Genomic DNA, 21,276 nt, shown 5'->3' with positions numbered 1-21,276 from the left:
CTCAGCCGTTGCCCAACTGCTCGCCGATCTGCCGCAGGCCGGACAGGTCGTGCACGTCAGAGGGCATCGCGGGCACGCGGGCGACAGCGACACCTTCGTGCGCCCGGGTGAATCTCGCCACTAGTCGGCGTTCCCGGTCGGCGACCGACACCCGGTCCGCGTGCAGGCGGAGCACCGCGGCGGCCAGCGGCGCGTCGCCGCGGCGCTCCAGTGCCTCGGCGGCGGCCAGCGCCTTCGACCCGGCCAGGCCGGCCAGCACGGGGTGGGTCCGGTTGACGACGAGCCCCGCCAGCGGCATGGACTCACCGGACAGCCGTTCCACGAAGTAGCTGGCCTCGCGCAGGGCGTCCGGTTCGGGCGCGGCGACCACGAGGAACGCCGTGCCGCCGGAGCGCAGCAGCTGGTACGTCCGGTCGGCGCGTTCCCGGAACCCGCCGAACATGCTGTCGAACGCCTGGACGAACGCGGACGCGTCGGCCAGCAGCTGGCCGCCGACGATCGTGGACACGGCCTTGGCGAACAGCGAGAACCCGGCGCCGACCAGCTTGCGCAGGCCCCAGCCGCCGGCCTTGGCCGGCCCGGCCAGTAGCCGGATCATCCGACCGTCCAACGCCTGGGACAGCCGCTGTGGCGCGTCCAGGAAGTCCAGCGCCGACCGGCTCGGCGGCGTGTCCACCACGATCAGGTCCCACAGCCCCTCGCCGGCCAACTGGCCGAGCTTCTCCATCGCCATGTACTCCTGGGTGCCGGAGAACGAGCTGGAGATCGTCCGGTAGAACGGGTTGGCCAGCACCTCCTTGGCCCGCTCCGGGCCGGCGTGCGAGTGCACCATGTCGTCGAACGTGCGACGCATGTCCAGCATCATCGCGGCCAGGTCACCGGCGGGTTCGAAGCCGTCGACCTCCACCCGGCGCGGCTGGTTGTCCAGCTCGGGCAGGCCCAGCGCCTGGGCCAGCCGGCGCGCGGGGTCGATGGTCAACACGACCGTCTTCCGGCCGCGTTCGGCCGCGCGTACCGCGAGGGCCGCGGCCGTGGTCGTCTTGCCGACGCCGCCGGAGCCGCAGCACACGATCACCTTCGTGGCCGGGTCGTCGATCAGCTCGTCGGTCTTCAGCGCGGGAGTACTCACCTGACCCCCTGTTCCACCATGGACTCCGCCAACTCGTACAGGGTGCCCAGATCGATGCCGTCGGTCACCTCGGGCAGCTCGACCGTGGGCAGGTCACCCTCGGCCAGCTGTTCCCGGGCCCGGCTCTCGGCCCGCACCCGGATCGCGTGCTCGACGGTCTCCTCCACCAGGCCCTCCACCACGTCCGCGCCCAGGTCCAGGCCGGCGGCCTCGAGCCCGGCGCGGATCCGGGCGGCGTCCACCCGGCCACCGGCCGCCGACGTCACCGACCGGGCGGGCAGCCGGGGCGGCCGGACCCGGTTGACGAACACCGCCCCGGGCCGCAGGTCGGCGCCGTCCAGGTCGGCCACGGCATCGAGGGTCTCGCGCACCGGCATCTCCTCCAGCAGGGTCACCAGGTGCACCGCGGTGTCGCCGGAGTGCAGCAGGCGGACCACGCCGTCGCTCTGGCCCTTGATCGGCCCGACCTTCGCCAGGTCGGCCATGGCCCTGGTGACGTCGAGGAACTTCACGATCCGGCCGGTCGGCGGGCTGTCCACGACCACAGCGTCGTACACGTGCCGGCCGTTGTCGTCGGTCCGGCTGACCGTCTCCTTGATCTTGCCGGTGAGCAGCACGTCCCGCAGCCCGGGGGCGAGCGTGGTGGCGAAGTCGATGGCGCCCATCCGGCGCAGCGTCCGACCGGCCAGGCCCAGGTTGTAGAACATCGACAGGTAGTCCAGGAGCGCCGCCTCGGCGTCCACGTGCAGCGCCTTGACCTCGCCGCCACCGGGGGCCGCCGCGATCCGCTGCTCCGCGTACGGCAGCGGCTGGGTGTCGAAGACCTGGGCGATCCCCTGCCGGCCCTCGACCTCGACCAGCAGCACCCGACGGCCGCCCGTGGCCAGCGCGATGGCCAGCGCGGCTGCGATCGTGGTCTTCCCGGTTCCGCCCTTGCCGGTCACGATGTGCAGCCGGGCGCGGGCCACGTGATCGGTCCAACCAACGACAGGGGTGGTCACCACTTCAGCGTAAATGCGCGGTTACCGGAATGCCTTTGCGGCCGGTCAGCTTGTGTGCAACAGCACTATGCTTGTCAGGGCCAAGATCAGCACGAGTCCCCATACGACGATCCCGGGGAACACGGTCAGCGACAGCACGCACAACAGCAGGAGCACGACGAACGCGATCAGCCCGGCCAACGCCACCGTGCCGCCGGTGCTGCCCTTCCGCTCCCGTGTGAACGCCATCGTCTGCAGTACCAGCAGGATGCCGCCGGCCGCGATCAGCACGCCCGCGATCACTCGCCATGCCTCCATGCCCCGAAGCTACCGGGCCTCCGACCTGTGTCCGATTTATCCTCGCTCCGCTCGTGGCTGGCCAAGGCCGTGGCTGGGACGATGTCGGGCGTGTTCGTGGCGCAAACGACCGGCGCGGCCAAGCTCACGGCGGGTCACGGGATACGCTGCCGCGCATGGCGAAATGGGAGTACGCGACCGTTCCCCTGCTCACCCACGCGACCAAGCAGATCCTCGACCAGTGGGGCGAGGACGGCTGGGAGCTGGTCACGGTGCAGCCCGGCCCGACCGGCGAGCAGCTCGTGGCGTTCCTGAAGCGGCCGAAGGACGTGCTCGGATGAGCTGGTCGGACAGGCTCGCCGAGCTGGGAATCGAACTTCCGGCGGTCGCCGCTCCGCTGGCCGCGTACGTGCCCGCTGTGCAGTCCGGCTCGCAGGTCTACGTGTCCGGGCAGTTGCCGTTCGTGGGTGGCACGCTGCCCGCCACGGGCAAGGTCGGCGCCGAGGTCAGCCCGGAAGAGGCCAAGGCGCACGCGCGCACCTGCGCGTTGAACGCGTTGGCGGCCGTGCACGACCTGGTCGGCGTCGACGCGGTGACCCGCGTGGTCAAGGTCGGCGGCTTCGTGGCCGCCGCCGAGGGCTTCACGGCCGTCCCGGCCGTGGTCAACGGTGCGTCCGAGCTGTTCGGCGAGGTGTTCGGGGACGCGGGCAAGCACGCTCGGGCCGCGGTGGGGGTGGCCGAGCTGCCCCTCGGCGCGCCGGTCGAGGTCGACGTGATCTTCGAGGTGGGTTGAGCCCACTGGGAGGCAAGATGGACAGCTACGCCGAGTCGGACTGCCACGAGCTGTTGCTGCGGCTCGCGGGCCGGCTGCCCGACCGTCAGCTCTGGCGGTTCCGTGACTGGCTCGCCGCGGGGGCGGTGACCGCCCTCGCGCGGTCGTTGCCGCTCACCCTTTTGCGAGAACGTGTCGGACTCACCGCGGAGGAGTCTCGCCTGCTCACGAACGCTTTGCGGCCGGCGGGCGCGGATCCTGAGCGGTTGAATGCGCTTCCTTGGGTAGACGAAATCGCCGAGGTCGACTACACATTCACGTCGGAGTCGCCCGAATGGGTGAGCATGGGCGACTCCACGGGCGTAGTCCTCGGGGCGATTGTCCGCGACCGAACCGACATCGGTGAGGTCCGGGGCAGTTGGCGATTGCCACGAACGGGTGGTGGTGCAGCTACCCGGGTCGTCCTGGTGACCGCGACCTCGCAGTGCGCGCGGCTCGTGGGTGAGCTGCAGCGGGTGCTGCGGGCGCTTGGCACACACGAGCCGAGCGTCGAGGTGATCCCGAGGGGCATCCTGCTGCCTCGGTACCACCAGGCGGCACTGGCGGCATCGGTGCCGCTGGCCATGGGAGCCGCTGAAGGGGGCCATCTGGTCCCCAGCTAGCCGGCCTCCCGCTCGACGAGCCGGAATGGAGACAACCGTGACCCAGGTCGCCGACCGCGTCGCGCTCCCGATCCGTGTCCATGACCTGCTGCTCGGTCTCGCCGGCAGGCTGGACGACGACGCGCTGACCGACGCGAGAGAGCTGCTGGCGTCCGCCGAGCTGGACCGGTCGCTGGAGCTGATCGCCGGGTGCCTCGTCGCCGGGAAGATCCCGCTGTCGCCCGTTGAGCGCCGGGACATGGAAGCGCTGTTCACCGAGGCACACTGCGACACCGTGCTGATCCAGCAGCTCAAGGTGGACGACGGCCGGGTCCGCCCGCCGGTGCACCGGTTCCACCCGGGGCTGGTCGACTCCGAGGTCGGCGGTGCGGAGCAGGGCGTGCGTGAGGCCGTGCACCGGGTGCTGGAGGTGCTGCCGGACGTCCGGGCGCTGTGGTGCGTCTGGCGGACCACCCCGTCCGGCGCCGTGGCTGGGCCTGTGCCGCACCGGGTCGTGCTCGTCGAGATCGGGCCGCGCGGGTTCCCGCCGTCGACGGCGTACCGGATCGAGCACGCGCTGCGGCGCGCCGGTATCCGGGCCGCGGTCGAGGTGCTTCGGGACTCGTCGCCGCTGACCGAGTACCACAAGCAGGGCATGCAGCAGGCCCGTCGGGTGTCGTTCGACGGCGCCGAGAGCTCGGCCGAACCGGACACGCCCCGGACGTGGGGCCAGGAACGTGAGTCGTGGAAGAAGGACCCCGAGCCGGAGCCGGAGCAGCCCGTCACGTCGAGCTGGATCCCGGAGATGGACTCGGTGACGCCCCCAAAAGAACCGGCGAAGGCGCCCGACCCGGTCGTGGATGAGGTGACCGTCGAGCCACTGCCGCCGCCTCCGTCCGTGCCGTCGCCGACCCCCCGGTCCGACCGGCCGAACTTCGACCAGCCCAGCCTGCGGCACGTCGAACCGGTGCCGGACCCCGAGCCGGTGACCACGCCGGCCACCCCGGTCAAGGACACGTTCGACGACGCCGACCTCAACGACCAGGAACGCGACCTGCTCCGCCAGCTGCAGGAGGAGCTGGCCAAGCGGGAACAGGCCGAGGCAGCGTCCACCGGCAAGAAGATGGGCTGGCAGACCGACCGGTCGGGCCGGCACTCCGACGCGGACGCGAAGTGGTCCAGCCCGGCCACACCGCGGATCATCAACGGCGTCCCGCCGACCGCCGGCGGTTCGGCCGAACCGCCACGGTTCCCACCGGGCGCCTGATCCCCAGGGTTGGCCTGTCTTCAAGACCCCCACCCACAGGGTTGGTGGGTCTTGAAGACCGCGGGCTCAGAGCTTTTCGCGGACGGCGTCGATGACGCGTTGCAGGTGCAGGCCGCGCCGGGCGTCGACCGGATGGCTGGTGGTTCCACTGTGGACCATCGCGACGAAGTCGTCGAGCAGCGCGGTGTAGCACTGGTCGGCCGGGGTGTCGCGGCCCGGCAGCGAGCGGTAGCCGTGGTCGCCGTAGACCGAGAACTCGACCACGGTCGGCCGCATCGGCAGCCCGAGCGACATGGAGATCGTGCTGGTCGCGCCGCCCTCGTGGGTGAACAGGATGTGCCACAGGTCGTGGCCGCCGCGGGTGGCGCCGACGACCTCGGTGATCGGGCCGAGCGCGGCGTCCATCAAGTCGATCACGTGCGGGCCGATGTCCAGCAGGGCACCGTGTTCCTGACGCCAGGCCGAGTTGCCGTACTCCTCTGACATCAACGCGCCGGACAGCCACTGGGCGTTGCCGCCTGCCAGGCCGCCCAGGTCGTGCAGGGCCCTGAGCCACTCGGCGGTCTCGTGCGCGAACCGGCGGACCAGCACGAGGATCGAGGCGACCCCCGCCTCGGCCACCGCGTCGGCCAACCGCTCTGCTTCGTCCACAGTGGACGTCATGGGCTTCTCGAGGATCACGTGCCGGCCCGCCCTGACCGCCTGCAACGCCAACTCGGCCTGGACCGCGGGCGGCACCGCGAACGCGACCGCGTCCACCTCGGCGATCAACTCGGCGGGATCGGCCGCGACCCGGGCACAGTGCCGGCCGGCGATTTCCTCGGCGGCGTCCGGCCGGCGCGCCCACACCGACACGAGCCGCACCCCGGGGTGGTCGGCGAGCCTCGGCGCGTGCACCCGGCCGGCCCACCCGCCGGCTCCGATCAGTCCTACTCGCAGCTGGTTCTCCACGGGCCCCAGTATCGACGGGGTGAGCCGGGTCACGGGGCCTGGGTCACGGCACGGTCGTACGCTCGATCCGTGCGAGAACTGCCGAAGGAGATGGTTCTGCCGGCCAACATGGTCCCGGCCGAGTTCCCGGACCCGCCGGTGCCGCCGAAGGACGCGGCCACCGTGGTGCTCGTGCGGGACACCGCCGCGGGTCTGGAGGCGTTCCTGATCCGGCGGGTGGTGGGGATGGCGTTCGCCGGCGGGATGACCGTTTTCCCAGGTGGTGGCGTGGACCGGCGGGACGCCGACGCCGACGTCGCCTGGACCGGACCTGACGCCGCCTGGTGGGCGTCGCGGTTCTCGTGCACGGAGCCCTTGGCACGCGCATTGGTGTGCGCGGCGGTCCGGGAGACGTTTGAGGAGTCCGGGGTGCTGCTCGCCGGCCCGGACGCGGACTCCGTCGTCTCGGACACCCGGCCGTACGCCACGGCACGGCAGGCGTTGGTGGACCGGGCGTTCTCGCTGGCGCAGTTCCTCGCCGACGCCGGGTTGGTGCTGCGAGCGGACCTGATACGGCCATGGGCGAACTGGGTGACCCCGGAGGAGGAGCCCAGGCGCTACGACACGAAGTTCTTCGTCGCGGCCCTCCCGGACGGGCAGCGGGCGGACGGCGCCACCTCGGAGGCCGACCACGTCGAGTGGCGCCGGCCCGCGGACGCGATCGCCATGTGGCAGGCCGGCGAACGCGGCCTGCTGCCGCCGACCTGGATGACCCTTTCGGACCTGGGCGAGCTGGCGACGGTCGCCGACGCGATGGCCGCCGAGCGGGTGATCGAGCGCGTGATGCCCAAGGTGATCCGGGACGGGAGCACCCTCCGGCCGGTGCTGCCCGGCGACCCGGACTACCCCCGCGCGGCCGCCCATCTCGACCCGCGTGCCGGCGACACCCTGGAGCCACGGTGAGCATCGCCCATCCCGCCTACGGCGTCCTGCGTCCCGTCACGCCGACCGCGTCCGTGATGCTGGAGGACAACCCCGGCTCGATGACCCTGGACGGCACCAACACCTGGATCCTGCGCGCCCCCGGCGAGGCAGGCTGTGTCGTCGTCGACCCCGGATACGAGGACGCGGCACACCTGACCCGGGTCGCCGACTGCGGGCCCGTGTCGCTGATTCTGGTGACACACCACCATCCTGACCACGTCGAAGGCGCGCCGTGGCTCGCCGCGAAGACCGGCGCGCCGGTACGGGCGTTCGATCCCGAGCTGTGCCAGGACGCCGAGCCGCTCACGGACGACGAAGTCATCTCCGTCGCCGGTCTCGACGTGCGCGTACTGCACACGCCCGGGCACACCGAGGACTCCGTCAGCCTTCAGCTCGACGACGCCGTGCTGACCGGGGACACCATCCTCGGCCGCGGCACCACCATCATCTCGTCGCTCGGCGACTACCTGGGGTCGCTGCGACGGCTTCAGGCGATCTCGGCCGTGGTGTTGCCGGGACACGGGGCGGAACTGCCCGACTTGGCCACGGTCGCGAGCGAGTACCTGGCGCATCGGGAAGCCAGGCTGGAGCAAGTTCGGGCGGCACTGCGCCAGCTCGGTCCGGACGCGTCGGCACGGCAGGTCGTTGAAGTTGTGTACGCGGACGTCGATCCCTCGTTGTGGGGGCCGGCGGAATGGTCAGTGCGGGCTCAGTTGGAGTACCTCCGTTCGTCCTAGACCCGCTCTCCTACGGTGTCGCAGGTGGGCGCATCGGGGCGACCATGTAGCGCAGGTCGACTGGGTTGTCCGGGTCCGGCGAGCTGAAGATCGTCGCCCGCATCCCGGGTTGGATCGCCACGCGTACCTGGCCACCGGCGAACGGGCGCAACGCGTCGAGCAGGAACCGGGATTGGAACGACGGTGACGTACGTCCGCCGTCGACGTCCGCCTTGACGGTCTCCTCGGCCTCACCGGCCTGCTGATCGGCTCCGCGCAAACGGAACTCGTTGTCGCCCACCTCGAGTTTCAGGACACCGCGGTGGTCCGCGTAGAGGGCGACACGACGAACCGCGGCAGCGAAGGCATCCGCGTCCACCGACAGCCAAGTGTCCGTTGTGGACGTCACAATCTTGTTCTCGCTCAAGAAAGATCCGTCCAGCAACGCCGTGGTCACCACCGAACTGCCCCAGGCGACACCGACCCGGTTCTGATCGACGTGCAAGCCCACTGTGGACCGAGCCTGCTTGGCGATCTCGGCCAGCAAAGCGGCCGGCACCAACGCGTCCAGCGACCCGCCAGTCGGCGTCCACGGCAAGGACGCCAACGCCATCCGATACCGGTCCGACGCCGCCAACAGCAATCGATCCCCGTCCGCGCGCACGCGAACACCCGTGAACAACGGCAAAGCGTCGTCGCGGGACGCCGTCGCGGCCACGGTCGCCAACGCGGACACCAACAATTTGCCGTCGACCGTGCCCGCGAGCGGGGGCGCGGTCGGCGCACCCGGATGCAGATCCGCGTCGAGCAGCGGTAACGCGAACCGGGCATTCGGCGTCCGAACCGCGAGTCTCGCCCCCTCCACGACAAGCCGCACCATCGGCACATCCAGCGCGCGCAACGTCTCGGCAAGCGGCTTCGCCGGAACGAGCACGCGGCCAGACGTGTGCACGGCGGCGGAACACGACAGCCGGACAGCGCGCTCGCGGTCGCTCCCGGCGAGCATGACCTCGTCACCCTCGGCGGTGAGCAACAGGCCGGCGAGCACTGGGTCGAGAACGCGCCCGGGAAGCAGCCGGACAGCCTCGGCTGCGGCGCTCGCCAGTTCGGCGGTGGTTGCGGTCAGATCCATACCCGGCACAGTAACGAGGGGCACCGACAGTATTGATGGTCCTCGCTCCGCTCGGACGGGCCTGGCCGCCTCGGGGTCACGCCGCGACGGACGTCCCCTCCCAGGGGGACCCCCGATTTCCACGTTATCGGAGGGGACCGACAGTTTCGGGCGATCTCGGCTCTGGCCGGGCGATGTCGGGCGGGTTGTGCGGCGGGAATGACCGGCGCGGCCAAGCCAAGGGCTGGTGTTGGTGCCGCCAAGCTGGGGCTGGTGTTGGCGCGGCCAAGCGGGGCGACACCGCCGGCGTGGTCTTGGCTAGGTTGGGGTGGTGACCAGTGAGAGGATCACCGGGTGGATTGAGCCGGGCGCCGATGACTGGGTGTATGTGCCGATCGACGTCCCGCCCGGTGCGCGGGAGATCGAGGTGGCCTACACCTATGACCGGCCGGCCGTTCCGCCCGGCGTCCGGGGCAACAGTCTGGACATCGGGATCTTCGGGCCGGACGACGAGTTCCGCGGCTGGTCGGGCGGGGCGCGGGACCGGTTCGCCATCAACGCCAGCGAGGCCACGCCCGGCTACCTGCCGGGTCCGGTGTGGCCGGGCCGGTGGCAGGTGGTTCTCGGCCCGTACACGGTGTCCCCGCAGGGGATCTCCTACGAGCTGGACATCACCATCCACAGTGGACCGGATGGTGAGTCGTTCCGGCCCCGTCCGGCGCCCGCGCGCATCCCGGGTCGCGGACATGCCTGGTATCGCGGCGACGGGCACCTGCACACGATCCACTCCGACGGGCAACGCACACTCCCGGAGCTCGTCGCGGACGCTCGGCAGGCGGGCCTGGATTTCGTCGTTTCCACGGAACACAACACGTCGAGCGCGCATCTTCGGTGGGGGCATCACGCAACCGACGACCTGCTGATCCTCAACGGCGAGGAGGTCACCACGCGGACCGGGCACTGGCCGGCGTGGCATCTGCCGGCGGGCAAGTGGATCGACTGGCGCCACCGCGCGGACAACCCGGATGACCTGCGCCGGTTCGTGGACGAGGTGCGCGGCGCCGGCGGCCTGGTGGTCGCCGCGCACCCGTTCAGCCCGTGCGTGGGGTGCTCGTGGGAGTTCGGCATGGAACGTGTCGACCTGGTGGAGGTGTGGAACGGCCCGTGGACGTTGGACGACGAAGCCACGGTGATCGCGTGGGACAGCCTGCTGCGCGCCGGCCGGTGGGTGCCGGCCGTCGGCAACAGCGATTCGCACTCGCGCGCGGACCGGGTCGGCCTGCCGCACAACGTTGTCTGGTCCCGCGGCCTGAGCGGCGACCAGCTGATGGCCGGATTCGCCCAGGGCCGCAACTGGATCGCCGAGTCCGCCGAGGTCCGGCTCGACTTCACCGCCACCACCGGGATCCGGACCGTCGGCATCGGCCAGCGGCTGGAGACCGACGACCCGGTCACGTTCGAGGTCCGGGTGGAGGGTGCGCCGGACACACACATCCGAATGCTCGACCAGACCGGGCCGCAGTGGGGCGGGTACGTCCACAAGGACGGCGGTACGGCGTCATGGACCACGCGCAGCCGTTACAGCCGTTGGGTGCGCGTCGAAGTACGCCGCAACGAACCCACACAGACCACAGTCGACACCATGGTCGCCCTGACGAACCCGATCTTCCTCGGCTAACGCGCGAGTTCGCCGAGGATGTAGGCGCGCAACGCGTCGATGTCCGCGTCCAGCGCGACGTCCACGAAACGCTCGTCCGGCTGCGGTGGCGTGCGACGGTCGGCGATGGTGGCGCCGCTGCCTGGCCCGTCGGTGCAGTCGACTTCGAGGCGCAGTGGTGTGGTCCGCAGGAGTCCCGGGTTGATCGCCTCGGCCACGGCGATGGCGTCGTGCATGACGAAGTCGTCGCGTCCGAACGTCTCCTTGTAGAACGCGCGGTAGTGCGGGGTCATCGCCACCAGTTCGCGGCCAACCGGATGGTCAGCCAGTTGCCCGAGCCACTCGTCGCCGACCGCGCAGCGCATCGTCACGTCCAGCGGGACGAGGGTGACCGGCACGTCCTCCTCGACCAGTACCCGGCGGGCGGCCTCCGGGTCGACCCACACGTTGAACTCCGCGGACGGCGTGATGTTGCCGCCGGCGATCCCACCGCCCATGATCACCAACCGGTCGATCTTCGGTTTCACGCCGGGGTGCGCCGCCAGCAGCAGCGCCACGTTCGTCATCGGGCCGATCGCGATGACCGTGACGGGCCCTTCGGACGCTTCGAGGGTGTCCTTCAGCAACGTGATGGCGTCCCTCGGGTCCCCGGTTGCTTTGGACGTGGGCAGTGCGTGCGCGTGCCCGCCGAGACCGTCCACGCCGTGCGCGGTGTCGCCACGTACCGGTCGCGAGAAGGGCCTGTGTGCGCCCGCCGCGACGGGGACGTCCTCGCGGCCGCACAACGCGAGGAGGTTGAGGGCGTTGCGGGTCGTGTGCTCGATCCCGATGTTGCCGGCGACCGTTGTCACGGCCATCAGGTCCACGTCAGGGCTCGCGCAGGCCAGCGCGATCGCGAAGGCGTCGTCCACGCCGGGGTCCGTGTCGATGATCAGGCGCCGCATCGTTCTCCGATCAGCTCGCTAGGGCGTGGTCTTTCTGGGGTGTCGCGGTCGGGACACCCCGCGAGATGGTGCCACGCAGCAGGAACACCAGGCCCGCGAATATCAGCCCGACGACCGACGCGGCCAGGAACGACGCGGACACGCTGACGTGGTCCACGAAGTACCCGCTGACCGACTGGCCGAGGGCCAGGCCCAGGGTGACGGCCGTGATCACCCAGCCGAACGCCTCGGTGACCGTCCCGGGTGGCGCCACCTGCTCCAGCGCGGTCGAGTGCGCAGTCGACTGCGCCGTGATCATGGTGCCCGCGATCAGCAGCGTCAGCGTGAGGCCGACGAGTCCGGTCGGGATCGACGAGAAGGCCACCAGCACGCCGAACGCGGCCAGCAGGAACGGCAGCCGCAGGTGCATCGCGCGAGGCCACGGCCGCATGCCGTAGACCACGCCGAAGATCACCGAGCTGACCGACCACGCGCTGATCATCACCCCGCCCAGCGACTGGTGCCCGGCGGCGGTCGCCGCGGCCGGCACCGCCACCTCGACGAACCCGATCACGGCGCCGAAACCCATCGCGGCGACCACGACCGTGCGCATCCCGGGACTGGCCAGCGCGCCCAGGTAGCCCGGCAGCTCACCGCGCAGCGGCCGAAGCCCACGGACGGTCCTGGTCAACGCGAACCCGATCGCGCCGACGGTCTGGATGACCGAGGCGACGACCATGCCCGTGCCCGCCCAGGCCGCACCGGACAGCAACCCGGAGATGCCAGGGCCGAGGATGAAGAACACCTCGATGCTGATGGCGTCGTAGTTGTAGGCCGCCTGCCTGGCCCGGCCCGCCGGCAGCAGGCGCGACCACATCGCCCTGCTCGCCGAGCCGACTGTGGGCTGCGTGACCCCCACACCGACCGCGAGCACCACGAGCACAGCCGTGTTCGCGCGCTGCTCGACGCCGAAGATCGCCACGGTCACGAGCGCCGCGAACGCCGCCGAGCTGACCAGCAGCGGCCGGCTGGGTCCGAGCCGGTCCATGATCCGTCCCTGCAGCACCGACCCCACGGCCACACCCACCAGCGCACCCGCCGAGACCAGGCCGGCGGTGGCGAACGAGCTGGTCACCCGCTGCACGTAGAACAGCAGGGACAGGCCGACCATCGCGATCGGCAGGCGAGCGAGGACGGCCGTGAGCACGGGCCATCGCGCGCCGGGAGTGGTCAGCGCGGCCCGGTAGTCGGCGAACGAGACAGAGTGGGACACACGTACCAGTATGGCAAATATGGTACCGCCGTACCATTATTTTCCGGTGGGCCTGATCACCTCGCCCGATCGGCGCAGTAGTTGATCACGGTTTGGTAACAGAAAGTGAACTCGGGGGAAAGTCGCACAACGAAACCCACTCATCCGAGTCCTTGAGGGTGAAAAGGCTTGAGTTCCGGGGGTGGGTCCGTGCGATGGTGGTTGACGCGGCTCCCCACGGGGAACCCGAACTGAACAAAACTCCCTCCGGCGGAATGGGTCGGGGCCGGAACGCCAGGAGGGCGGGGAGCGCGAGCTGTCGGGGGATGGCTCGCGCGAACACGGGAAGCCGGTGCGCCGCGTCGGGGGCGGCGCCCGGCTTTTCGCGTGAGCGAACCAGCGAGCAGGTGAGCGAGCCGAACCGCGCGTGTCTGCTGTTCCTGCGGGTGAGTTGCTGGTTCGCGGCGAAAAGCAAACCCAACGGCGCTGGTAGCGAGCCGAACCGGCGACTCACCCGGCGGGAACGGCGGACACGTGTAGCTCTGACCTGGTGGTGGAGCGGACACGCGGTAGCTCTGACCCGTTGGTCAAGCAGACGCTCTGTCTGTCGGGTCAGGCTGGCCGGAACAGAATGTCGAGGTCAGCGGGCTCGGCGGGCCAGTCGCTCCGGGTCGAGGATGAGCACGCTCTTGCCTTCCAGCCGCAGCCAGCCCCGGTGGGCGAAGTCCGCGAGCGCCTTGTTCACCGTCTCCCGGGAGGCGCCGACGTACTGGGCGATCTCCTCCTGGGTCAGGTCGTGGGTCACCCGCAGCAGGCCGGCTTCCTGGCTGCCGAACCGCTGGGCCAGCTGGAGCAGCGCCTTGGCCACCCGGCCGGGCACGTCGGTGAAGATCAGGTCGGCCAACATCCCGTTCGTCCGGCGCAGCCTGCGGGCCACCACCCGCAGGAGCTGTTCGGCGATCTCCGGACGGGTCGCGATCCACTGCCGCAGCTCGGGGCGGCCCATGGTGACCGCGCGTACCTCGGTCACGGTCGTCGCCGTGGAGGTCCGGGGCCCCGGGTCGAAGATCGACAGCTCACCGAACATGTCCGACGGGCCGAAGATGCCCAGCAGGTTCTCCCGGCCGTCCGGTGACTTCCGGCCGAGCTTCACCTTGCCGGACAGGATGATGTACAGCCGGTCGCCCGGCTCGCCCTCGGCGAAGATGACGTGCCCGCGGGGGAACTCCACGGATTCGAGCGTCTGACTGAGCGCCTCGGCTGCCGCGGGTTCGACCCCCTGGAAGATGCCGGCCCTGGCCAGGGTCTCGTCCACGCTCGTCCCTCCTGTCGAGACACGGCGACCAGCGTCGTCACCGTCTTCACTACCTGCAGTGTAGGACGTTCACCCGGAAGCGCTCGTCGGCACGCCGGACGCTACCGGTAGGTCACGGGGACCGCTACCGGCGGACACGCTGTGCACGCAGTCGCGCGGCCCGGCCGCCGCGCCGGCGGAGGCGGAAAAGCTCGAGCGCCCGGCCAATGCCGTGGCCGTAGAGGGCGCGCACCTCGTCTGGCCGCGCGTCGTCGAGGAACTCAGTCACCTCGTCCTCGCGGACGGCGACATGCCGCAGGCGTGTCTCGACACGCTCCATGAACAGCGCGAACAGCATGATCACGAGCGGGACGATGAACACGAACCAGACCGTCGTCATGACTTGAATCCTCGCTTGCCTCGGGACACTCGGCATGTTGATAGATGTCTGGGGCACCGATGGGGTTGCTTGGCGGCCCGTAGGCTAGTCCCGTGCCCTCCGCCACCCAACAGCCCCCCGCGGTCAAGCCGGCCACGGCTCTGGTCCGGCGCGCCCGGCGGATGATCCGCTCGCTGTCCGAGGCCTACCCGGACGCCCGCGCCGAGCTGGACTTCGCCGACCCGCTCGAACTCCTGGTAGCCGTTGTGCTGTCCGCCCAAACCACGGACGTGCGGGTCAACCTGACCACGCCGGCGCTGTTCGCGAAGTACCGGACCGCGGCGGACTACGCCGGCGCCGACCGGACCGAACTCGAGGAGTTTCTGCGGCCGCTGGGGTTCTTCCGGAGCAAGACGACGTCGTTGATGGGCCTGGGCGCGGCCTTGGTCGAACGGTACGACGGCCAGGTCCCCGGCACCCTGGCGGAACTGGTCACGCTGCCCGGGGTCGGCCGCAAGACCGCGAACGTCGTGCTCGGCAACGCGTTCGACGTCCCCGGCCTGACCGTGGACACGCATTTCGGCCGGTTGGTCCGGCGGTGGGAGTGGACCGAGGAGACCGACCCGGTGAAGGTCGAGTCCGCGGTGGCCACGCTGCTGCCGCCCAAGGACTGGACGATGGCGTCGCACTGGATCATCTTCCACGGCCGGCGCGTGTGTCACGCCCGCAAGCCGGCGTGTGGCGCATGCCTGCTGGCCAAGGACTGCCCGTCGTACGGCGCCGGGCCGACCGAACCGGATGTGGCCGCCAAGCTGGTCAAGGGCGTGGAAGCGGAACACCTGATCGCGCTCGCCGAGCAGGCCCCGAAGCCGGCACGTCCCCGCAGGGCGGCCGGTTGAGCACCAAGGTTCGCTGGGCGCTCGTCGCGTTGGTCCTGGTCGTGGCCAGCGCGGTCGCGTTCTGGCCGCGTGAGGACGCGGCTCCCCAAGCGGCGCCGACACCGGTGAAGACCGGACTGCCGTCGTGCGCCCGTGCGGGTGCGGGGCCGTCGAGCGTGCAGGGTCTCACCGCGACCTGCCTTGCCGACGGCGCGCCTTTCGACGTGCGGAAAGCGTTTGCGGGTCCGGTGCTGGTGAACGTGTGGGCCACGTGGTGCGCCCCCTGCCAGGACGAGTTGCCCGTGCTTTCGCGGTACGCCGCCGAACCCGGCGCCACGCCGGTCGTTGAACTGGCTGTGGACAGTGACCAGTCGACCGCTATCGCCATGCTCACAGACCTGAAGGTGAACCTGCCGAGCCTGCTTGACCGTGATGGGTCTGTGCGACGCGCGTTGAAGGTCCCGGACACCCTGCCGGCCTCGTACCTGGTCGACAGCCAGGGAAATGTCCGGTTCGTCAGCCAGCCCAGGGTGTTCAAGTCCGTCGCGGACGTCGCCGCGGCGGTGGGCCGATGACCGACCACGGCCCGCTCGTCGACCCGGCGGACGTCCCGCCGTGGATGGGCAAGCTCGTTGAGGCGACCCGGGATCTGGACGCCGAGATGTTCCGCCGGCTGAGCCCGCCGGACCACGTCCTGGCGCGCACCGCCGCGGTGCTGGTCCTGCTCGGCGAGGGACCTGGCGGGCCGGATGTGTTGCTGCTGCTGCGTTCCGACGACCTCGGTTCGCACGCCGGGCAGGTCGCGTTCCCCGGCGGGAAGACCGACGACGGCGACGACGGCCCGATCGGCACCGCCTTACGTGAGGCCGCCGAGGAGACCGGTGTCCGGCCCGAGGGTGTTCTGCCGGTCGCCGTCATGCCCGCGCTGTATGTGCCCGTTTCCAAGTTTCTCGTCACTCCGGTGCTGGCGCACTGGCCGCAGCCGTCGCCGGTCTGGGCGGTCGACCCAGCGGAAACCGCCGCGGTCGCCCGCGTTCCCCTCGACCACCTCGCGGATCCGGCGAACCGGTTCATGGTCACCCATCCTTCGGGGTTCACTGGCCCGGCGTTCAGCGCGCCGGGCATGCTCGTGTGGGGCTTCACGGCGGCGTTGCTCACCGTCGTGCTGGCCGTCGGCGGCTGGGAACGGCCGTGGGACGCCACCGACGTGCGCGACCTTGACGTAGCGTGGCGAGCGAGCCGACCGGAGGTGTGAGGACTTGAACTGGGTCGACGTGCTGGTGCTGGCGCTCGTGGTGCTGGCCGCGATCTCCGGCGCGCGCCAGGGCGTGGTGATCGCGCTGCCGGCACTGCTCGGCGTGTTCGCCGGACTGGTGCTCGGCGCCCTGATCGCCCCGGTGATCGTGGAGAACTTCACCAACTTCGCCACCAGGGCCGCGTTCTTCATCGCGATCGTGGTGTTCCTGGTCGCGCTCGGCGAGACGTTCGGGGTGTGGGTCGGCCGGACCCTGCGCCGGAAGATGAAGACCCCGAACCTGACCCCGATCGAGAGCATCCTGGGCGCGCTGGTGCAGGGCGTGGTCGTGTTCGTGGTGGCGTGGATCATCGCGCTGCCGCTGACCAGCGTGACCGGTCTGCCCGGGTTGCGGGAGGCGATCAACGGCTCGGTCGTGCTGGGCGGCGTGAACGAACTGATGCCGGCCGGCGCCAAGGACCTGCCCGCGGGTGTGAAGAAACTGCTGGACGACTCCGGGTTCCCCAGCGTGGTCGGGCCGTTCTCGCAGACCCCGACGGTGAGCGCCGAGCCGCCGAATCCGGCGCTGCAGGGCAAACCGGCCGTCCAGAAAGACCGGCCGAGCGTGCTGAAGATCCACGCCAGGGCCCAGTCGTGCTCGCGTCAGCTGGAGGGCTCCGGGTTCGTGATCGCCCCACAGCGGGTGATGACCAACGCGCACGTGGTGGCCGGTACGGACCAGGTGGCCGTGGAGACCGACAAGGGCCAGCTGTCCGCCCGTGTCGTGTACTACGACCCCGAGGTCGACGTGGCCGTCCTGGCGGTGCCGGACCTCACCGCGAAGCCGTTGGACTTCGCCGTGGAGGACGGCAAGAACGGCCAGGACAGCATCGTGTTGGGCTATCCGCTCGACGGCCCGTACACCGCCTCGCCCGCGCGGATCAGTGAACAGATCAAGTTGCGGGGCCCGGACATCTACGACTCGCGGACGGTCACCCGGGACGTGTTCACCGTGCGCGCGTTGGTACAGAGCGGAAACTCCGGCGGTCCGCTCGTGGACGTCAACGGCGACGTGATCGGCGTGGTGTTCGGCGCGGCGGTGGACAACAACACGACTGGGTTCGCGTTGACGGCCAAGCAGGTGTTGCCCCAGGTCAAACAGGCGCCCGGGATGACCCAGCGGGTCGCCACCGGGGCGTGCGCGGCCTAAAGACCGGTGAGCCAGTCGAGCAGGATCTGGTTGGTGACGTCGGGGGCTTCCTCGTGCGGGTAGTGCCCGACGCCCGTGAGCATGTGCAGCGGTGCTTTCTCGTCAAGCCATTGGCTGGACGCCTTCGCGGTGGCGGGCAGCATGAGCGTGTCCTGTTCACCGTGCAGGCGTAGCGCGGGCACGGGTGTCGTGCGGTCGAGAGCTTCGCTGAACTTACGGCCTTCGCTGCGGATCTGGGAGCGCACGGCCCAGCGGTAGTACTCAAGGGAACAATGCGCTACGCCCTGCACGAGCATGGCCTGCCGGTAGCGTTCCGTCGCGGCGAGGAAATCCGTGCCGGCGGCCCACCCGCGCCCCGCCCATTGCCTCATCAGGTGTTCGACGGTGACGGCGTCGTCCCTGGTCAGCCATCGTTCCGGCGCGATCGGCAGCTGCCCGCGAAACAGCGTTCCGATCGCCCGCGCCTGGTTGTTGGGCCTGCGGCGCAATGAAGTCCGACGGATCTCACGGCGCAGCGCGAGCGGGTGCGGCGCTGACACGGCCGCGATCGAGTGCACCAGACGCGGGTGGATCGCGGCGACGGTCCACGCCAGCAGGCCGCCCCAGCCGTGTCCGACGATGTGCGCCTTGCGTTCCCCGAGGGCTTTCACCAGGCCACCGGCGTCGCCCGCGAGCGTCCAGGCGTCGTAGCCGCGTGGCGGCTTGTCCGAGTCGCCGTAGCCGCGCAAGTCCACGGCGACGGCTCGGTATCCCGCGTCGCTCAACGCGGTCAGCTGGTGCCGCCACGTCCACCAGAACTGGCCGAAGCCGTGCAGGAACAGCACAAGCGGACCGTTCCCGGTCTCCGCGACGTGCAGGCGGATGCCGTTGGCGTGGACGTCTCGGTGCGCCCACGGCCCGTCAACGCGGACTGTCGACGGGTCAGTCGGTGTTGTCGCCATCGCGCCTGAGCGCCGCGGCGGTGTCCCGCATGGTGCTGATCGTGCGCCTCGGCCCCTTGATCCCGCGGACCCGTTTGTAGCCCAGCCAGCCGGCCAGCCCCGCGAACAGCAGCATGGCGGCGAACACGATGCCGTACGAGGCCGAGCGCGGCAGTCCGACGTCGGCGAGCAGCTCGGCGATCGCGATGAAGAAGAAGAACAGGCTGAACAGCAGCACTGTCAGGGCGATCATGAAGAAGATGCTGCCGCGGACACCCCGCTTGACGTCCCTGGCGATCTCGATCCTGGCCAGCTCGATCTCGGCGCGCACCAACGTGGACAGGTGGGTGGTCGCGTCCCTGACCAGGGCACCGATGGACCCCTCGCCGGATTCCAACTCCGGCCGGTCCTCGGTCAGCGGGATCGACGGGATCGCCGCGTGGTCGTTCTCCTGCGCACTCGTCACCGCGTCATCGTGCCATGGGGCAGCTCACGGAGCCCGCCGTGCCCGGCTGCGACGCACCAACATCGCCGCGGCCAGCAGACTCGCCAGCGCGCTCGCGAGCAGGACCGCGGCTTTCGCGCGTTGCTCGGCCGGCCCGTCCAGCGCCTGGTCGGCGATCAGCAGGCTGACCGTGAACCCGACGCCGCCGAGCATGGAGACCGCGAGGATGTCCCGCCATCCCATGCCGGTTGGCTTCTCGCCGATCTTCATCTTGATGGCCAGGAACGTGGCGCCGAAGATCCCGATGAGCTTGCCGACGACGAGCCCGACGATCACGGCGATGGCCACCCGGTCGTTCAGCATCTGCCCGAGGGCAGTCGGTGAGACCGGCACCCCGGCGGCGAACAGAGCGAACACAGGCACGGCGAAGCCTGCTGACCACGGCTGCAGGCGGTGTTCGAGGCGGACAGCGGGGGCCGCTACTTCGTACGGGTCCTTCTTGACGCGCGTCAGCAGTCCGAGCGCGACACCCGCGATCGTGGCGTGCACACCTGACTCGTGCACGGCGAGCCAGGTGCCTATCGCGATGGGGACGTACAACCAGGATGTCCGTACGCGCTTGTGCTGCAAGTACGCGTACAACGCGAGCAGCGCCACCGCGACGGCCGCGGCGACCAGGTTGAACGTCGCCGTGAACAGGATCGCGATGATCACGATCGCGCCGAGGTCGTCCACGACGGCGAGGCTGAGCAGGAACACCCGGGCACTGCTGGGCAGCCCGGACCCGGTGATCGCCAGCACACCGAGCGCGAACGCGATGTCCGTGGCGGCCGGGATGGCCCACGCCTCACTCATCCCCGGCGCGCCCCACCCGACCGCGAGCGCCAGCCCGATCGGCACGGCCATCCCGCCGATCGCGGCCAGCACCGGCAGCACCGCCGCCCGGAACCGGGACAGCTCGCCGACGACCAGCTCCCGTTTGAGCTCCAACCCGGCCACGAAGAAGAACAGGGCCAGCAGCCCGTCCTTGGCCCAGTCCTCAAGGGACAGACTGAGGTGGCCCGGTCCGATGTGGAAGGTCCGGATCGCCTCGTACGACCCGCGGACCGGCGAGTTGGCCCACAGCAGCGCGATCGCGGTCGCGCCGAGCAACACCATCCCGCCAACGGTCTCGGTGCGCAGGTAACGGGCGAATTCGGCGACTGGACGTCGGCTCACGGTGCTCCCCGGGGTCGGCTATCACTGGATCATTCCGCCGACCAGGCTTCCCGGCACACCGATACGGGATCTTAACGGATCACGGCAGCCAGGCGCCGACCGCGTCCGTCGCGAACTCGGCGAACCCGGTCGGCTCCCGGCCGGTGACCGCGGCGACGTCGCCGGTGACCGCCGTCATCACGCCTGAGGTGATGGCGAACTCGAAGATCTGGCTCACGTACTCGGCGAAGTCGGCCTGCGCGCCGGAATCCAGCAGGGCCTGGCGGACCGCACCGGGGCCGGGGTCGACGTAACGGATGTGCCGGCCGGTGGCCGCCGATATCAGCTCGGCGGCCTCGATCAGCGTGATCGCCGCCGGGCCGGTCAACGTGTATCCGCGGCCTTCGTGGCCGTCTTCGGCCAGCGCGACCGCGGCCACGTCGGCCATGTCGGCGGTGGACACGTAGCTCACCGGGTGGTCGCCGAACGGCATCGCCACCTCGCCTCGCTCCCTGATCGTCCGGGCCAGGTTCGACCAGTGGTTCTCCGAGAAGTTCTGCATGAACGCGGCGGGTCGCAGGATCGTGGCGGGTATCGCCGACTCGTCGACGAGCAGTTCGACCCGGCGGAGCGGATCGTCGGCGGGCGCCTGGTCCACGCCGAACGACGACAGGTGCACCAGCCGGCGGACGCCGGCGTCGGCAGCGCTGTGCAGGAACTTCTGGATCTGGGCGAACGCGTCGACGACGTTGTCGGCCAGGTGGGGGCTGACGAGGTACAGGGCGTCCGCGCCCTGCAACGCCGGTTGGTAGGTGCTCTCGTCGAACCAGTCGAAACGTACGGGCTCGGCTCCTGAGCGCACCGGCGCGCGACTGCCTGCGCGCACGGCGATCCCACGTCGCAGGAGCTTCGGTATCAGACGGCGGCCGGTCTTGCCGGTCGCGCCGGTCACCAGGACGGTGCTGGACACATGGGTCTCCGGTTGTCGGTCGTGCTGGACAGGTCGACCGTACGGCTCAAGATTGAGCCAATCCATGACAGTCCAGCTCGATAGGATGTC

At 70.4% G+C, this 21,276-nt stretch carries 24 protein-coding genes; 11 read left to right on the top strand and 13 right to left on the bottom strand.

What is annotated here, in order from left to right; all coding sequences use genetic code 11:
* Nucleotide 1: 1 nt before the first annotated feature.
* Genes bagB through EV192_RS00415 form a run of 3 tightly spaced genes read right to left on the bottom strand, consistent with a single transcriptional unit; the run spans nucleotide 2 to nucleotide 2,427 of the window.
* Nucleotides 2–1,129 (bottom strand): ATPase BagB, encoded by a 1,128-nt coding sequence (gene bagB / locus EV192_RS00425; RefSeq protein ID WP_243726546.1) that lies wholly within the window; start codon nucleotides 1,127–1,129, stop codon nucleotides 2–4.
* Nucleotides 1,126–2,130 carry an ATPase BagA gene (bagA, locus tag EV192_RS00420; protein WP_132110007.1) on the bottom strand — a complete coding sequence of 335 codons (1,005 nt, stop codon included), beginning with the start codon at nucleotides 2,128–2,130 and terminating at the stop codon, nucleotides 1,126–1,128. Before bagA ends, bagB begins: the two co-directional genes overlap by 4 nt.
* 45 nt (nucleotides 2,131–2,175) lie before the next feature.
* Nucleotides 2,176–2,427 carry a hypothetical protein gene (locus tag EV192_RS00415; protein WP_132110005.1) on the bottom strand — a complete coding sequence of 84 codons (252 nt, stop codon included), beginning with the start codon at nucleotides 2,425–2,427 and terminating at the stop codon, nucleotides 2,176–2,178.
* 155 nt (nucleotides 2,428–2,582) lie between these two features.
* Here EV192_RS00415 and sp36 point away from each other — a divergent pair, with 155 nt between their 5' ends.
* The 4 genes from sp36 to EV192_RS00395 are packed head-to-tail and all read left to right on the top strand — an operon-like array spanning nucleotide 2,583 to nucleotide 5,086.
* Nucleotides 2,583–2,747 (top strand): Sp36 family protein, encoded by a 165-nt coding sequence (sp36, locus tag EV192_RS00410; protein ID WP_132110003.1) that lies wholly within the window; start codon nucleotides 2,583–2,585, stop codon nucleotides 2,745–2,747.
* The gene (locus tag EV192_RS00405; protein WP_132110001.1) at nucleotides 2,744–3,199 is read left to right on the top strand and encodes a RidA family protein; all 456 of its coding nucleotides are present in this window, start codon (nucleotides 2,744–2,746) and stop codon (nucleotides 3,197–3,199) included. The genes sp36 and EV192_RS00405 overlap by 4 nt, the downstream gene beginning before the upstream one ends.
* 17 nt (nucleotides 3,200–3,216) lie before the next feature.
* Complete coding sequence (locus EV192_RS00400) at nucleotides 3,217–3,840, top strand: hypothetical protein (RefSeq protein WP_132109999.1); 624 nt, start codon at nucleotides 3,217–3,219, stop codon at nucleotides 3,838–3,840.
* 25 nt (nucleotides 3,841–3,865) lie between these two features.
* Nucleotides 3,866–5,086 (top strand): hypothetical protein, encoded by a 1,221-nt coding sequence (locus tag EV192_RS00395; protein WP_132109998.1) that lies wholly within the window; start codon nucleotides 3,866–3,868, stop codon nucleotides 5,084–5,086.
* Between the two features lie 66 nt (nucleotides 5,087–5,152).
* On the opposite strand, the gene EV192_RS00390 is transcribed toward EV192_RS00395, so the two are convergent.
* On the bottom strand, nucleotides 5,153–6,037 hold the full coding sequence (locus EV192_RS00390) for a Gfo/Idh/MocA family protein (RefSeq protein WP_424923326.1): 885 nt from the start codon (nucleotides 6,035–6,037) through the stop codon (nucleotides 5,153–5,155).
* A gap of 90 nt (nucleotides 6,038–6,127) precedes the next feature.
* On the opposite strand from EV192_RS00390, the gene EV192_RS00385 reads away from it, so the two are divergent.
* Both EV192_RS00385 and EV192_RS00380 read left to right on the top strand, forming a co-directional pair.
* A complete protein-coding gene (locus EV192_RS00385) occupies nucleotides 6,128–6,979 on the top strand; it encodes an NUDIX hydrolase (RefSeq protein ID WP_165960256.1) in 852 nt (283 codons plus the stop codon).
* Between the two features lie 2 nt (nucleotides 6,980–6,981).
* A complete protein-coding gene (locus EV192_RS00380) occupies nucleotides 6,982–7,737 on the top strand; it encodes an MBL fold metallo-hydrolase (protein WP_132112747.1) in 756 nt (251 codons plus the stop codon).
* Nucleotides 7,738–7,747: 10 nt separating this feature from the next.
* Here the strand turns inward: EV192_RS00380 and dnaN are convergent, their stop codons facing one another.
* Nucleotides 7,748–8,848 (bottom strand): DNA polymerase III subunit beta, encoded by a 1,101-nt coding sequence (dnaN, locus tag EV192_RS00375; protein ID WP_132109994.1) that lies wholly within the window; start codon nucleotides 8,846–8,848, stop codon nucleotides 7,748–7,750.
* A 310-nt stretch (nucleotides 8,849–9,158) separates the two neighbouring features.
* On the opposite strand from dnaN, the gene EV192_RS00370 reads away from it, so the two are divergent.
* Nucleotides 9,159–10,505, top strand: coding sequence for a CehA/McbA family metallohydrolase (locus EV192_RS00370; protein WP_243726545.1), 1,347 nt, complete (start codon nucleotides 9,159–9,161; stop codon nucleotides 10,503–10,505).
* Here the strand turns inward: EV192_RS00370 and EV192_RS00365 are convergent.
* The 4 genes from EV192_RS00365 to EV192_RS00350 form a co-directional block, all read right to left on the bottom strand.
* Nucleotides 10,502–11,428: a nucleoside hydrolase gene (locus EV192_RS00365; RefSeq protein ID WP_132109990.1), complete on the bottom strand. Its 927-nt coding sequence runs from the start codon at nucleotides 11,426–11,428 to the stop codon at nucleotides 10,502–10,504. The genes EV192_RS00370 and EV192_RS00365 overlap by 4 nt on opposite strands.
* Before the next feature lie 10 nt (nucleotides 11,429–11,438).
* Nucleotides 11,439–12,680, bottom strand: a complete 1,242-nt coding sequence (locus tag EV192_RS00360) for an MFS transporter (protein WP_132109988.1) — start codon at nucleotides 12,678–12,680, stop codon at nucleotides 11,439–11,441.
* A 619-nt stretch (nucleotides 12,681–13,299) separates the two neighbouring features.
* Nucleotides 13,300–13,974, bottom strand: a complete 675-nt coding sequence (locus tag EV192_RS00355) for a Crp/Fnr family transcriptional regulator (protein WP_132109986.1) — start codon at nucleotides 13,972–13,974, stop codon at nucleotides 13,300–13,302.
* 124 nt (nucleotides 13,975–14,098) lie between these two features.
* Nucleotides 14,099–14,353: a hypothetical protein gene (locus tag EV192_RS00350; protein ID WP_132109984.1), complete on the bottom strand. Its 255-nt coding sequence runs from the start codon at nucleotides 14,351–14,353 to the stop codon at nucleotides 14,099–14,101.
* A gap of 161 nt (nucleotides 14,354–14,514) precedes the next feature.
* Here EV192_RS00350 and nth point away from each other — a divergent pair, with 161 nt between their 5' ends.
* Genes nth through EV192_RS00330 form a run of 4 tightly spaced genes read left to right on the top strand, consistent with a single transcriptional unit; the run spans nucleotide 14,515 to nucleotide 17,654 of the window.
* Nucleotides 14,515–15,231, top strand: coding sequence for an endonuclease III (gene nth, locus EV192_RS00345; RefSeq protein ID WP_132112745.1), 717 nt, complete (start codon nucleotides 14,515–14,517; stop codon nucleotides 15,229–15,231).
* Nucleotides 15,228–15,785 carry a TlpA family protein disulfide reductase gene (locus EV192_RS00340; RefSeq protein ID WP_132109982.1) on the top strand — a complete coding sequence of 186 codons (558 nt, stop codon included), beginning with the start codon at nucleotides 15,228–15,230 and terminating at the stop codon, nucleotides 15,783–15,785. The genes nth and EV192_RS00340 overlap by 4 nt, the downstream gene beginning before the upstream one ends.
* Nucleotides 15,782–16,465, top strand: coding sequence for an NUDIX hydrolase (locus EV192_RS00335; protein WP_132109980.1), 684 nt, complete (start codon nucleotides 15,782–15,784; stop codon nucleotides 16,463–16,465). Before EV192_RS00340 ends, EV192_RS00335 begins: the two co-directional genes overlap by 4 nt.
* 4 nt (nucleotides 16,466–16,469) lie before the next feature.
* Nucleotides 16,470–17,654: a MarP family serine protease gene (locus tag EV192_RS00330; protein WP_132109978.1), complete on the top strand. Its 1,185-nt coding sequence runs from the start codon at nucleotides 16,470–16,472 to the stop codon at nucleotides 17,652–17,654.
* Here EV192_RS00330 and EV192_RS00325 read toward each other — a convergent pair.
* From EV192_RS00325 to EV192_RS00310, 4 genes are all read right to left on the bottom strand, one after another.
* Entirely contained in the window at nucleotides 17,651–18,595 is a 945-nt protein-coding gene (locus EV192_RS00325; RefSeq protein WP_132109976.1) for an alpha/beta fold hydrolase, read from the bottom strand. The genes EV192_RS00330 and EV192_RS00325 overlap by 4 nt on opposite strands.
* Nucleotides 18,576–19,040 (bottom strand): phage holin family protein, encoded by a 465-nt coding sequence (locus tag EV192_RS00320; protein WP_132109974.1) that lies wholly within the window; start codon nucleotides 19,038–19,040, stop codon nucleotides 18,576–18,578. Before EV192_RS00320 ends, EV192_RS00325 begins: the two co-directional genes overlap by 20 nt.
* 24 nt (nucleotides 19,041–19,064) lie before the next feature.
* A complete protein-coding gene (nhaA, locus tag EV192_RS00315) occupies nucleotides 19,065–20,237 on the bottom strand; it encodes a Na+/H+ antiporter NhaA (RefSeq protein WP_279492588.1) in 1,173 nt (390 codons plus the stop codon).
* Between the two features lie 79 nt (nucleotides 20,238–20,316).
* Nucleotides 20,317–21,186 (bottom strand): NmrA family NAD(P)-binding protein, encoded by an 870-nt coding sequence (locus tag EV192_RS00310; RefSeq protein ID WP_165960152.1) that lies wholly within the window; start codon nucleotides 21,184–21,186, stop codon nucleotides 20,317–20,319.
* Nucleotides 21,187–21,276 lie beyond the last annotated feature (90 nt).

The organism is Actinocrispum wychmicini (assembly GCF_004345645.1).
In the GTDB taxonomy this organism is placed as follows: Bacteria; Actinomycetota; Actinomycetes; order Mycobacteriales; family Pseudonocardiaceae; genus Kibdelosporangium; species Kibdelosporangium wychmicini.
This window is presented reverse-complemented; position numbering and strand designations above follow the sequence as displayed.